At 73.9% G+C, this 12,315-nt stretch carries 10 protein-coding genes and 2 pseudogenes; 7 read left to right on the top strand and 5 right to left on the bottom strand.

Annotated elements, in window-relative coordinates; translation table 11 throughout:
* Positions 1 to 206: 206 nt before the first annotated feature.
* From KPL60_RS00060 to KPL60_RS00050, 3 genes are read left to right on the top strand one after another with little or no spacing between them, the layout of a single operon-like run.
* Positions 207 to 1,127 carry a 2-hydroxyacid dehydrogenase gene (locus tag KPL60_RS00060; RefSeq protein WP_226364479.1) on the top strand — a complete coding sequence of 307 codons (921 nt, stop codon included), beginning with the start codon at positions 207 to 209 and terminating at the stop codon, positions 1,125 to 1,127.
* Positions 1,128 to 1,152: 25 nt separating this feature from the next.
* Positions 1,153 to 1,755 carry a DoxX family membrane protein gene (locus KPL60_RS00055; RefSeq protein ID WP_226350205.1) on the top strand — a complete coding sequence of 201 codons (603 nt, stop codon included), beginning with the start codon at positions 1,153 to 1,155 and terminating at the stop codon, positions 1,753 to 1,755.
* A complete protein-coding gene (locus KPL60_RS00050; protein WP_226350206.1) occupies positions 1,752 to 2,654 on the top strand; it encodes a phosphotransferase in 903 nt (300 codons plus the stop codon). The genes KPL60_RS00055 and KPL60_RS00050 overlap by 4 nt, the downstream gene beginning before the upstream one ends.
* A gap of 7 nt (positions 2,655 to 2,661) precedes the next feature.
* On the opposite strand, the gene KPL60_RS00045 is transcribed toward KPL60_RS00050, so the two are convergent.
* A complete protein-coding gene (locus KPL60_RS00045) occupies positions 2,662 to 4,044 on the bottom strand; it encodes an NAD-dependent succinate-semialdehyde dehydrogenase (RefSeq protein WP_226350207.1) in 1,383 nt (460 codons plus the stop codon).
* Between the two features lie 90 nt (positions 4,045 to 4,134).
* Positions 4,135 to 4,965: a hypothetical protein gene (locus KPL60_RS00040; protein WP_226364478.1), complete on the bottom strand. Its 831-nt coding sequence runs from the start codon at positions 4,963 to 4,965 to the stop codon at positions 4,135 to 4,137.
* Positions 4,966 to 5,027: 62 nt separating this feature from the next.
* On the opposite strand from KPL60_RS00040, the gene KPL60_RS00035 reads away from it, so the two are divergent.
* On the top strand, positions 5,028 to 5,669 hold the full coding sequence (locus KPL60_RS00035; protein WP_226364477.1) for a VC0807 family protein: 642 nt from the start codon (positions 5,028 to 5,030) through the stop codon (positions 5,667 to 5,669).
* Between the two features lie 21 nt (positions 5,670 to 5,690).
* Here KPL60_RS00035 and KPL60_RS00030 read toward each other — a convergent pair whose 3' ends face one another.
* The 3 genes from KPL60_RS00030 to KPL60_RS34365 all read right to left on the bottom strand — a co-directional run bounded on the left by KPL60_RS00030 (position 5,691) and on the right by KPL60_RS34365 (position 9,234).
* Positions 5,691 to 6,689: an aldo/keto reductase gene (locus tag KPL60_RS00030; protein WP_226364476.1), complete on the bottom strand. Its 999-nt coding sequence runs from the start codon at positions 6,687 to 6,689 to the stop codon at positions 5,691 to 5,693.
* A gap of 68 nt (positions 6,690 to 6,757) precedes the next feature.
* Positions 6,758 to 8,599, bottom strand: a complete 1,842-nt coding sequence (gene ilvD / locus KPL60_RS00025) for a dihydroxy-acid dehydratase (RefSeq protein WP_226364475.1) — start codon at positions 8,597 to 8,599, stop codon at positions 6,758 to 6,760.
* Positions 8,600 to 8,769: 170 nt separating this feature from the next.
* Positions 8,770 to 9,234 (bottom strand): PH domain-containing protein, encoded by a 465-nt coding sequence (locus KPL60_RS34365; protein WP_226364474.1) that lies wholly within the window; start codon positions 9,232 to 9,234, stop codon positions 8,770 to 8,772.
* A 362-nt stretch (positions 9,235 to 9,596) separates the two neighbouring features.
* Here KPL60_RS34365 and KPL60_RS00015 point away from each other — a divergent pair, with 362 nt between their 5' ends.
* The 3 genes and pseudogenes from KPL60_RS00015 to KPL60_RS00005 all read left to right on the top strand — a co-directional run.
* Positions 9,597 to 11,540 carry an acetolactate synthase large subunit gene (locus KPL60_RS00015; RefSeq protein WP_226364473.1) on the top strand — a complete coding sequence of 648 codons (1,944 nt, stop codon included), beginning with the start codon at positions 9,597 to 9,599 and terminating at the stop codon, positions 11,538 to 11,540.
* Positions 11,537 to 12,045, top strand: a pseudogene (gene ilvN, locus KPL60_RS00010) (acetolactate synthase small subunit). The gene KPL60_RS00015 and the pseudogene ilvN overlap by 4 nt, the downstream one beginning before the upstream one ends.
* Positions 12,046 to 12,089: 44 nt before the next feature.
* Positions 12,090 to 12,315 (top strand): annotated as a pseudogene (locus tag KPL60_RS00005) (ketol-acid reductoisomerase); the annotation flags it as partial.

Here is a 12,315-nt window from a genome sequence, read left to right as displayed (position 1 = left end):
TGCTCCTCCGGGCCACCCGGGGCGGCCCGCCGAGCTCGCCCTCGCCCTCGGCCTGCGGGCGCCAGTCGCGGGAGCCCGCGTCGGGGAAGGTGGCGCAGCCGCTCAGCAGCACGACGAGCGTCGCGACGATCAGCAGCAGCCGGGCGGTCACGAGGAACCAGGCTAGGCCCCGCGAGGTGAGTGCCCGGTGAGTACGGTCGGGCGTCATGAGCAGCCCCGTGACCGTCCTGGTGCCGCACACCGTCGGAGCCGAGATCCTGTCCGGTGTGGACGGCCTGGATCCGGTCGTCTACGACCCGGAGAAGCCGCTGCCCGACGAGGCCGCCCACGCCCGCGTGCTGGTCGCGCCGTTCCTGGCGGGCTCCGACGCGGTCGGGATCATCGAGCAGGTCCCGAACCTGGAGCTGGTGCAGCTGCTCACCGCGGGCGCCGAGACGTGGATCGGGCGGCTGCCCGAGGGCGTCGGCCTCTCCGACGGGCGCGGCGCGCACGGCGGGGCCACCGCCGAGTGGGTGGTGTCGGTGCTGCTGGCCGTCTACCGGCACCTGGACCGATTCGTGCGTGCCCAGGACCGCGGCGAGTGGGACTACCACCAGACCGAGGAGCTGGCCGGCAAGAAGATCCTCATCGTCGGCGCGGGCGACGTCGGGCAGAAGACCCGGGCCCGTCTGGAGCCCTTCGAGGTGGAGACCGCGCTGGTCGGGCGCACCGCCCGCGACGGCGTCCACGGCTGGGACGAGCTGCCCGCGCTGCTGCCGCACTACGACGCGACCGTGCTGATCGTCCCGCTCACCGACGAGACCCGCGGCATGGTCGACGCCGGCTTCCTGGCCGCCATGCCCGACGGGTCGCTGCTCGTCAACGGCGCGCGCGGGCCGGTGGTGGACACCGACGCGCTGGTCGCGGAGCTGACCTCGGGGCGGATCCGGGCCGCCGTCGACGTCACCGACCCCGAGCCGCTCCCCGCGGGCCACCCGCTGTGGTCGGCGCCCGGACTGCTGCTCACCCCGCACGTCGGCGGCAGCGTGCCGCTGGCGATGCGCCGCGCCTACGGCGTCGCGGCCGAGCAGCTCGCGGCGTTCGCCGCCGGTGACGCGCCGCCGAACCTCGTGACCGGCGCCTACTAGGCGCGCGCCGGTACTGTCGCCGACCATGAGCGGGCCCACGCAGCAGTACGACTGGGGCAACATCTCCGGCGACGAACCGGCGGAGAAGACCCGCCCGGAGCGCATGCCGGTCCCCGCCCACCTCTCCTCCGACATCGGGCTGCTCGTGCTGCGGCTGGTCGTCGGGGCGTCCTTCGCCGCGGCGGGGGCACGCAAGCTGTTCGGCGTCGCGGGCGGGATCGGCCTCGACGCCAGCGCGACCGCGCTCGCCGACGCCGGGTTCACGTCCTTCGCCGGCCCGCTGGCCTGGGTGCTCGCGGTCGGTCAGCTGGTCCTCGGCGTGCTGCTCGTGCTGGGGCTGCTGACGCCCTTCGCCGCGGCGGGCCTGCTCGCGACGAAGGTCGTCGCCGTGGTGGTGGCGCTGGTGCCGGCCCTGTCGGTGCCGCTGTTCGCCTCGGACGGCGCGAACTCCCTGGAGCTGGACCTGCTGCTCGGCGCCGGGGCCGCGGCGCTGGTGTTCGCCGGGGCCGGGCGGATCGCCCTCGACGCCGGGCGCACCTATCAGCGACGCCCGCTGCCGTGGTCGGTGCTGTCGCTGCTGGTCGCGGTCGCGGTGTCGCTGCTGGTCCTGTTCGTGCTGCGCCGGTGACCCCTGCCGACGACGCGTGGCTGCGCCCGCTCGCCCGGCGCCGCCGTCGCGACCTCGCGGTGCGGGCCCGGACCCCGCTGACCGGCGGGTACGCCTCCGGCGGGGCCGAGCGGATCGACCTCGACGACGGCACCGCGGTCGTCCTCAAGCACACCGGGGCGGTGGAGACGGCCGCGCTGCGCGCCGTCGCGGTGGTGAACGGGTCCGTCCGGCTGCCGCGGATGCTCGGCTCCGGCGACGGCTGGGTGCTGCTCGACCACGAGCCCGGCGCGCCGCTGCCGGCCGGGGCCCCGGTACCCGACGAGGTGTGGCGCACCCTCGCGCTGGTCCACGCGCACTGGCGGCGCAACCGGCCGCGCGGCGTCCCCGTCGTCGACGACGCCTGGTGGGCGCGGCTGTGCGGGCACGCCGCGGACCGGCTGACGGCGGCCGGGCACGACGCCGCGGCCGCGTCCGTCGTGGCCTGGGCCGGGGACGACCGCGCCCGCACCGCGCTGCGCGCCCTGCCCCGCACCCTGTGCCACGGCGACGCCCACCGCGGCAACGTCGTCGCCGGTCCGGCCGGTGCGGTGCTGCTGGACTGGGGCAATGCCCGCGTCGCGGTGGGGTCGCTCGACGTCGTGGTGCTGGCCGCGCCCCCGTCCGACGGCCCGGCCGACGCGCCGTCGTCGCCGGTGCCCGCGGTCTACCGGGACACCCTGCACACCGCGCTCGGCGCGCCGGACCCGCCCGCCATGGTCGCGGTGGAGACGGCGTGGGCGCGGGCGGCGGCGCACGTGCAGTTCCTGCCGTTCGCCGCCGACCACCAGGACCCCGACCGGGTCACCTCGATGGTCCGGGTCGCCGCCGCGGCCCTCGACGAGCTGGGCGACCTGCTCGCCACCGCCCGCCGCGGCTGATCCCGGCTCAGCCCTTCGGCTTGGCCGTGCGACGCAGCCGGGTGTTGACGAACTCGCCCATGCCCCAGCGGCCCAGCTCACGGCCGAAGCCGGAGCGCTTCACCCCGCCGAAGGGGAGCCCGGGCAGCGTCGTGCCGTGCTCGTTGACGTAGGCCATGCCCACCTCGAGCCGGTCGGCGATCTCCTGCGCGCGCTCGATGTCGCCGCTCCACACCGACCCGCTGAGCCCGTAGCTCACGTCGTTGGCCAGCGTGACCGCCTCGTCGACCGAGTCGACGCCGTAGACCACGGCGACCGGTCCGAAGATCTCCTCGGAGTAGGCGTCCATGTCCTTCGTGACGCCGGTCAGCACGGCCGGGCGGAGGAACGCGCCGTCGCCGTCGGGCACCTCGCCGCCGGTGTGCAGGGTGGCGCCCTGCTCGACGGCGCGGCGCACCTGCTCGGCGACGCCGTCGCGCGCCGCGACCGAGGACAGCGGGCCGAGCCGGGTGCCGGAGTCGGTCGGGTCGCCGTGCTCGGTGGCCTCGAACGTCGAGACCAGCACCGACACGAACTCCTCGACCTTGTCGGTCGGCACGATCATCCGCTTCGGGGAGTTGCAGGCCTGGCCGCCGTTCATCAGGCGGGCCCGGGCGGCGACCTTCGCGGTGCGGGCGACGTCGGCGTCGTCGAGGACGATGAACGCGTCCGACCCGCCCAGCTCCAGGACGGCCTTCTTCAGGTTGCGCCCCGCCGTCTCGGCGACCGAGGCACCGGCCCGCTCGCTGCCGGTCAGGGAGATCCCCTGGATCCGCGGGTCGGCGATCATGTCGGCGATCTGCTCGTTGGTCGCGTAGACGTTGACGTAGACGTCGGCCGGGACGCCCGCGGTGTGGAAGATCTCGTCCATCACCTCGGCCGAGGCGGCACAGATCGGGGCGTGCTTGAGGACGATCGTGTTCCCGACGACCAGGTTCGGCGCGACGAACCGCGCCACCTGGTAGTAGGGGAAGTTCCACGGCATGACCCCGACCAGCGGCCCGATCGGCTCGGTCTGTACCACCGACTCCTGCGCGCCCTGCGGGTCCAGGGTCTCCCTGCTCAGCAGGTCCGGGCCGTGCTCGGCGTACCAGCGGTAGATCGACGCGGCCAGTGCGACCTCGCCCGCTGCCTCCTTGACGGGCTTGCCCATCTCGGTCGCGATCAGCGCGGCCAGCTCGTCGCTGCGGGCCTCGTAGGCCTCGGCCACCCGGACCAGGATCCGTGCCCGGTCGGCGGCCGGGGTCGCGCGCCACCCGGGGTAGGCGTCGGTGACGCGGCCCAGGACGTCGGAGACCGCCGCGTCGTCGAGCTCGGGGAACGTCTTCTCGGTCTTCCCGGTGGCGGGGTTCGTGGTCACGTAGGCGGTCATGGTGCCCTTCCGTCGTGGGGTGGCGCGGGTCGCGCTCCTATCCGACGGATGTCCGCCGCGGGGGGACCGGCAAACATCGGGTCCGCCTCGTCACCCCACGCCTGCCGCCTCCAGCCGGGCCCGGACGTGGGCGTGTGCCGGTGGGACGCAGCGGTCCAGCACGCCGCGCAGCTCGTCGACCAGACGTGCGGCGGGCCAGTCCGGCGGCAGCAGGACCGTGGGCAGCGCCGGCGCCCGGACCAGGTCGACGAACACCGGGTTGGTCAGCTCGACGAGGCGGCGCAGGCACCCGGCACCGCCCCCGGGCGGCGACGCCGCGGCGGCGGCCAGGCGGTCGGCGTGACCGGCCAGGACGGCCGCGACCCCGTCGAGGTCCCACGCCCCGACCGCGACGCGGGCCGCCTCGGCGGTGTCCACCGCGAGCCCGGCCACGGTCACCCGGGCACCGGGCGGGGCGTCGGCCAGCACCTCGGCGAGCTCGGCGCCGCGGTCGGCCACCGCGATGAGCACGCCCGGCTGCAGCACCCCGTACCCGGCGAGCACGGCGGTGCGCCGCAGCCGGTCGCGGTAGGCCCGCTCCTGCTCCGGGACGGCGTGCAGCAGTGCCCGGAACGAGCCCGTCCACTCCGGGGGACGGGCGCCGAGGTCGTCGCCGAGGCGCCGGACCGCCGCCCCGAACGGGCCGTCGAGGCGCAGGTGCACGGCGCGCCCGTCGCGCCGGCCCGCGAGCTGGCCGTCCTCGCGCATCCGGGCCAGCAGCCGTCGCGCGGCGGGCTCGCGCATGCCGAGATCGCCCAGCAGCCCGACGAGCACGGCGGCGGGCAGCTCGTCACGACCGGCGACGCGCAGCAGCGACGCGACCACACCGCTCGTCGGGTTGCGCCTTGCCACGAGCGCGCCCAGCTCTACACCTCTGCTCACGGTCGTGAACCATTCCGTCCAGTTCGGGGGAACCGATGGTAGAGGCAGCGGGCCGGAACGGAATGGGGCAGGCACTGTCCTGGGCGCAGATGATCGTGCTGAGCATCGCGGTGCCCGTGGTGGTCTACGACGTCCTCACCGACCGCGGGGTCGGCCCGGTCCCCGCCCTGCTCGCCGGGAGCATCGGGCCGCTGCTCGACATCGGCATCACCTGGCTGCGCAGCCGCCGGATCGACGAGTTCGGCGTGCTCGTGCTGGTGTTCCTGGTGGTCGGCGCCGTGGTCGGGCTGGTGTTCTCCGACCCGCGGATCCTGCTGCTCAAGGAGTCCGCGACGACGGGCGTGCTCGGCCTGCTCCTGCTGGGCTCGCTGGTGCTGCTCCCGCGCCCGCTGATGTTCTGGTTCGGCCGTCGCTTCGCCACCGGCGGTGACCCGGCCCGGGTGGCCTGGTGGGACGGGCTCTGGCAGTACGCCGGCTTCCGCCGCACCCAGCGCGTGCTCACCGCGGTGTGGGGCGTGGTGCTGGTCGCCGAGGCGGTCGTGCGGATCGTGCTGACCTACCGGCTCCCGGTCGCGACGATGGTGGTGGTGAACGCCGTCGTCCCGCTCGCGGTGCTGGGCGTGCTGATCGGCTGGACCGTGCTGTACGCCCGGCGGGCGCAGGCCGCGGGACAGCGCCGCGCCGCGGCCGCCGCCTCCGGCTGAGACGACGGCCGGGCGCCCGGCTCAGCGGCCGACGTTGCGCTGCAGGTGCGCCGGGTAGCGCTCCCCGGCCACCGCCGACGACGGGGCGGCCGCCTCGATCTCGGCCAGCTCGTCCGCCGACAGCTCCAGCACGGCGGCCTCGACGTTCTGCTCCAGGTAGGTCCGCCGCTTGGTCCCCGGGATCGGCACGACGTGCTCCCCGCGGCTCTGCACCCAGGCCAGCGCGAGCTGCCCGGCGGTGACCCCGCGGCGCTGCGCGATGGCGGTGAGCGCCTCGACGATCGCGAGGTTCGCGGCCATGTTCTCGTCGGAGAAGCGGGGCAGACCGCGGCGCATGTCGCCCTCGCCGAGCTGGCCGGTCGAGGTGATCGCGCCGGTCAGGAAGCCGCGTCCGAGCGGGGAGAACGGCACGACGCCGATGCCCAGCTCGGCGCACGTCGGCGCGACCGACTCCTCGATGCCGCGCGTCCACAGCGACCACTCCGACTGCACCGCGGCGGGCGGGTGCACGGCGTGGGCGCGGCGGACGGTGTCCGCGCCGCACTCGGAGAGCCCGTAGTGGCGGATCTTCCCCTCCTCGATCAGCCCGGCGAGCGCGCCGACGGTCTCCTCGATCGGCGTGTCCGGGTCGACGCGGTGCTGGTAGTAGAGGTCGATGTGGTCGACGCCGAGGCGGCGCAGCGACTCCTCGGCGCACCGCCGCACGTAGGCCGGGTCGCCCTGCGCGCCCTGGTTGCCCGCGGCGTCGCGGACGATGCCGAACTTCGTCGCCAGGACCACGCGGTCGCGGCGGTCGGCGATCGCGGCGCCCACGAGCTCCTCGTTGGCGCCGTCGCCGTAGACGTTCGCGGTGTCGAGCAGGGTGACGCCCAGGTCCAGGGCGCGGTGGATCGTCGCGATCGACTCGGCGCGGTCGGAGGTGTCGCCGTAGGCCTGGCTCATGCCCATGCAGCCCAGGCCCTGGGCGGAGACGGTGAGGTCGCCGAGACGGCGGGTTCCGAGACGCATTCCGGTAGCCATGACAACCAACCTAGACGCGAACGGCCCCGGTCCGCAGGGCGCGGACCGGGGCCGTCGGGACGTGCTGATCAGGGGATGCGGCGGACCGCCCCGGTGTCGGCGCTGGTCGCCATGTGGGCGTAGGCGCGCAGGGCCTTCGACACGACGCGCTGCCGGTCGACGGGCTGCCACGGCCGCTCGGAGGACTCCATCTTGGCGCGCCGGTCGGCGAGCACCTCGGCGTCGACGAGCAGCTCCAGGGACCGGGCGCGGACGTCGAGCCGGACCCGGTCGCCGTTCTCCACCAGCCCGATCGTGCCGCCGGCGGCGGCCTCGGGGGAGACGTGGCCGACCGAGATGCCCGACGAGCCGCCGGAGAACCGGCCGTCGGTGATCAGGGCGCAGACCTTGCCCAGCCCGGCACCCTTGAGGAACGCGGTCGGGTGCAGCATCTCCTGCATGCCCGGCCCGCCCGAGGGGCCCTCGTAGCGGATGACCAGCACGTCGCCGGGCTTGATCTCCTTCTTGAGGATCGCCGAGACGGCGTCCTCCTGGCTCTCCAGCACCACGGCCGGGCCCTCGAACTCCCAGATGTCCTCGGGGATGCCCGCGGTCTTGATCACGGCGCCGTCGACCGAGAGGTTCCCGCGCAGCACGGCCAGGCCGCCGTCGGCGGAGTAGGCGTGCTCGAGGTCGCGGATGCACCCGCCCGCGGCGTCGGTGTCGAGGGAGGACCAGCGGTTCTCCGTCGAGAACGCCTGCGTGGTCCGGACCCCGCCCGGCGCGGCGTGGTAGAGCTCGACCGCGGTCTCCGACGGGGCCGACGACCGGATGTCCCACTCGGTGAGCCACTGCTCCAGCGTGGGGGAGTGCACGGTGTGCACCCCGGTGTTGAGCAGCCCGGCCCGCCACAGCTCGCCCAGCAGGGCGGGGATGCCACCGGCCCGGTGGACGTCCTCCATGTGGTAGTCCGAGTTCGGCGCGACCTTGCTCAGGCACGGCACGCGCCGGGAGATCGCGTCGATCGCGGCGAGGTCGAAGTCGATCTCGCCCTCCTGGGCGGCGGCCAGGATGTGCAGCACCGTGTTGGTGGAGCCGCCCATCGCGACGTCGAGCGCCATCGCGTTCTCGAACGCCTCGCGGGTGGCGATGTTGCGGGGCAGCGCGGACGCGTCGTCGTCGCGGTACCAGCGGGTCGCCAGGTCCATCACGGTGCGCCCGGCGTTCAGGAACAGCTCGCGGCGCGCGGCGTGCGTGGCCAGGGTGGAGCCGTTGCCCGGCAGCGAGAGCCCGAGCGCCTCGGTGAGGCAGTTCATCGAGTTCGCGGTGAACATCCCGGAGCAGGACCCGCAGGTCGGGCAGGCCGAGCGCTCGACCTCGGCCAGGCCGGCCTCGTCCACCTCGGACGACGCGGACGCCGAGATCGCGGTGATCAGGTCGGTGGGTGCCTGCGCGACCCCGCCGACGACGACCGCCTTGCCGGCCTCCATCGGACCGCCGGAGACGAACACGGTCGGGATGTTCAGCCGCATCGCGGCGTTCAGCATGCCCGGCGTGATCTTGTCGCAGTTGGAGATGCACACCAGGGCGTCGGCCGCGTGGCCGTTCACCATGTACTCGACCGCGTCGGCGATGATCTCGCGGCTGGGCAGGGAGTAGAGCATCCCGCCGTGGCCCATCGCGATGCCGTCGTCGACGGCGATCGTGTTGAACTCCTTGGCGACCCCGCCCGCCTCCTTGATCGCGCCCGCGACGAGGTCACCCATGTCCTTGAGGTGCACGTGGCCGGGCACGAACTGGGTGTAGGAGTTGGCGATCGCGACGATCGGCTTGCCGAAGTCGTCGTCGCCCATGCCGGTCGCGCGCCAGAGCGAACGCGCTCCGGCGGCGTTGCGACCGTGGGTGGTGACGCGGGAACGCAGGGCGGGCATCGGTCTTCTCCAGCCGGGTCTTCCGTGGTGGTTCGTGAGGGACCCCGGTGGGCGCGTCGCGGAGCGTGGGCACGAGCCGCCCGGGGGGTGCGGCGCGACGGCGGCGGGGCGGGTCGCGTCCCGCCGGCCGGCGGGCCGATCGCCCGCAACCGTACGCCCCGCGACGGGCGTCAGTGACCCTCGGCCGGATCCTCCGGGTCGGTCACCGCGGCCGGGTCGGCGAACCGGCCGCCGCTGGCGACCGAGAGCGCGGGCAGGTCGCGCGCGTGCACCGCGGGCAGGACGAGGGCGTCGTCCTCGCCCAGCACCGCGCTGACCCGCGAGCGCGAGCCGATCCGCAGACCGCGCACGTCGTCCCAGTCCACGGTGCGGGAGGAGAACGCGCCGCGGACGGTCAGCGTCTCCGGGTCCACGGTGGTGCGGACCCGCAGGATCCAGGCGATCGCCGCGGCCGGGGCCAGCAGCACGACCCAGAACCACGGCAGGCTGAACACCAGCGGCGTCGACCCGACGACCGCGACCAGGATGGCGAAGATGGTCAGCCGGCTCGGCTTGAACACCAGCGCGCGCGAGCCCACGCGGAGCTTGCGGCCCTCGTCGCGGACCCGGGGGGTCCACGCCAGCTCGCTGTCCACCTGCTGGGACGCCCCCGGGGCCGGCTGCGGGTCGGCGGAGGCGGGGTCGGGGGGGGACGGCGCGGTCGTCGGTGCTGCTCACGACCCCAGTGTGACAAATCCGGACCGTGACCCCACGGCCCGGACGGGTGGGGTCGTTTGACTCCGTCCGTGGGACGCGTGCTAGCGTCGATGCATGTTCGCCGTTCGAATTCTCGTACTTCTTGGGCGCGTCGTCGCCTGAGTTCGACCTTCTCGAACGACGACGCGCTCACCCTCGCAGCGCCCGGAGTGCCGGGCGGCGGGGGTTTTTTCATGTCCAGCTCCGAGTCCAGCCCATGTCCGGCATCTGATCGACACGATCTCCAGCGAGGCAGACCCAGATGACCACCGTCCCCGCCAAGCCCGGCTCGCCCGGCCCGAAGCCGGGCCCGCCGCCCGGCCGGTCCGCGGCCTCCGGCACGTCCCGCAGCGCGGCCCCGGCACCCGGTGAGACCACCGTGCCCGGCCCGCGCATCGTGGACGAGCCCATGACCGGCGCCCAGTCCCTGGTGCGTTCGCTCGAGGAGATCGGCTGCGAGGTCGTCTTCGGGCTGCCCGGCGGGACGATCCTGCCCGCGTACGACCCGCTCCTGGACTCGACGAAGGTGCGTCACATCCTCGTGCGCCACGAGCAGGGCGCCGGACACGCGGCGACCGGCTACGCGCAGGCCACCGGCCGGGTCGGGGTCTGCATGGCGACGTCCGGGCCGGGGGCCACGAACCTGGTCACCCCGATCGCGGACGCCCACATGGACTCGGTGCCGCTGGTGGCCATCACGGGTCAGCAGACCCGGCCGCTGATCGGCACCGACGCCTTCCAGGAGGCCGACATCACCGGCATCACCATGCCGGTGACCAAGCACAACATGCTGGTGACCGACGCGACGGAGATCCCGCGCGCGATCGCCGAGGCCTTCCACCTGGCGTCCACCGGCCGGCCCGGCCCGGTCCTGGTGGACATCCCGAAGGACGTGCTGCAGGAGCAGACCACGTTCTCCTGGCCCCCGGAGCTGCAGCTGCCCGGCTACCGGCCGACGACCCGGCCGCACGGCAAGCAGATCCGCGAGGCCGCCCGGCTCATCCGCGAGTCGGCCAAGCCGGTGCTCTACGTCGGCGGCGGTGTCCTCAAGGCCGAGGCCGCCGAGGAGCTCAGGGAGCTGGCCGAGCTGACCGGGGCGCCCGTCGTCACCACCCTGATGGCGCGCGGTGTGTTCCCCGACAGCCACCCGCTGCACCTGGGCATGCCCGGGATGCACGGCACCGTCGCCGCGGTCGCGGCGATGCAGCGGTCCGACCTGCTGGTCGCGCTCGGCTCCCGGTTCGACGACCGGGTCACCGGCAAGCTGGAGAGCTTCGCCCCCGGGGCGAAGATCATCCACGCCGACATCGACCCGGCCGAGATCTCCAAGAACCGGCGCGCCGACGTGCCGATCGTCGGGGACTGCAAGGAGGTCCTGGCCGACCTGGTCGAGGCCGTCCGTGCGGACCGCGCCGAGCACGGTGAGCCGGACCTGTCGGCCTGGTGGAAGCAGGTCGGCGGGCTGCGCGACCGCTACCCGCTCGGCTACGACGAGCCGACCGACGGCGCGCTCTCGCCGCAGTACGTGATCGAGCGGATCGGCGCGATCGCCGGGCCGGACGCGATCTACACCGCGGGCGTCGGCCAGCACCAGATGTGGGCCGCGCAGTTCGTCAAGTACGAGAAGCCGCGGACCTGGCTGAACTCCGGCGGGCTCGGGACCATGGGCTACGCGGTCCCGGCCGCGATGGGCGCCAAGGTCGGCGAGCCGGACGCCGTCGTCTGGTGCATCGACGGCGACGGCTGCTTCCAGATGACCAACCAGGAGCTCGCCACCTGCGCGATCGAGGGCATCCCGATCAAGGTCGCCGTCATCAACAACGGCAACCTCGGCATGGTCCGCCAGTGGCAGAACCTGTTCTACGGCGAGCGGTACTCCAACACCGACCTCAACACCCACAAGCTGCGCATCCCGGACTTCCCGATGCTCGCGCAGGCGATGGGCTGCGAGGGGCTGCGGGTCGAGTCCAAGGAGGACGTCGACCGGGTCATCCACCAGGCCATGGAGATCAACGACCGGCCGGTCGTCGTGGAGTTCGTCGTCGGTGCCGACGCCCAGGTGTGGCCGATGGTCGCCGCGGGCACGAGCAACGACGAGATCAACGTCCGGCGCGACATCCGGCCGGAGTTCGAGCACGACGAGCTGGCCGCGTCGGTCGACGCGGTCGCCGACGTCACCGAGCAGGCCCTGGAGGGCGAGAAGTGAGCGAGCTCCACACCCTCTCGGTCCTGGTCGAGGACAAGCCGGGTGTCCTGGCCCGGGTCTCCGGGCTGTTCTCGCGGCGCGGGTTCAACATCAACTCGCTCGCGGTCGGCCCGACCGAGCACCCCGACGTCTCCCGCATGACGATCGTCGTCGAGGTGGACGAGCTCCCGATGGAGCAGGTCACCAAGCAGCTCAACAAGCTGGTGCACGTCATCAAGATCGTCGAGCTGGAGCCGGACGCCTCGGTGCAGCGCGAGCTGCTGCTGGTCAAGGTCCGGGCCGACGCCACGGTGCGCAGCCAGGTCGTCGAGACCGTGCAGCTGTTCCGCGCCAAGGTCGTCGACGTCTCCCCGGAGGCGGTCACGGTCGAGGCCACCGGGTCGGCCGACAAGCTCAACGCGCTCCTGCGCATGCTGGAGCCCTACGGGATCCGCGAGATGGTGAAGTCCGGGATGGTGGCCGTCGGCCGCGGCCCCGGTCCATCACCGCCGCGGCCGTCCGCTAGACAGTCGTCGCTACACAACCTCCGAGAGGAACCGTCCCAGAGCCATGAGTGTCAACATCTACTACGACGCCGACGCCGACCTGTCGATCATCCAGGGCCGCAAGGTCGCCGTGATCGGCTACGGCTCCCAGGGGCACGCGCACTCGCTGTCCCTGCGTGACTCCGGGGTCGAGGTGAAGATCGGTCTGCCCGAGGGCTCCAAGTCCCGGCAGAAGGCCGCCGACGAGGGCCTCGAGGTCGGCACGCCGGCCGAGGTCTCCGCCTGGGCCG

Source organism: Pseudonocardia sp. ICBG162 (assembly GCF_020496225.1).
Taxonomy (GTDB): Bacteria; Actinomycetota; Actinomycetes; order Mycobacteriales; family Pseudonocardiaceae; genus Pseudonocardia; species Pseudonocardia alni.
This window is presented reverse-complemented; position numbering and strand designations above follow the sequence as displayed.

Excerpts from the sequence above, each read along its gene's own strand:
- KPL60_RS00015 (WP_226364473.1), top strand. The coding sequence starts at position 9,597 with ATGACCACCGTCCCCGCCAAGCCCGGCTCGCCCGGCCCGAAGCCGGGC.
- KPL60_RS00060 (WP_226364479.1), top strand. The coding sequence starts at position 207 with ATGAGCAGCCCCGTGACCGTCCTGGTGCCGCACACCGTCGGAGCCGAG.
- KPL60_RS00045 (WP_226350207.1), bottom strand. The coding sequence starts at position 4,044 with ATGACCGCCTACGTGACCACGAACCCCGCCACCGGGAAGACCGAGAAG.
- KPL60_RS00055 (WP_226350205.1), top strand. The coding sequence starts at position 1,153 with ATGAGCGGGCCCACGCAGCAGTACGACTGGGGCAACATCTCCGGCGAC.
- KPL60_RS00030 (WP_226364476.1), bottom strand. The coding sequence starts at position 6,689 with ATGGCTACCGGAATGCGTCTCGGAACCCGCCGTCTCGGCGACCTCACC.
- KPL60_RS00035 (WP_226364477.1), top strand. The coding sequence starts at position 5,028 with ATGGGGCAGGCACTGTCCTGGGCGCAGATGATCGTGCTGAGCATCGCG.
- ilvD (WP_226364475.1), bottom strand. The coding sequence starts at position 8,599 with ATGCCCGCCCTGCGTTCCCGCGTCACCACCCACGGTCGCAACGCCGCC.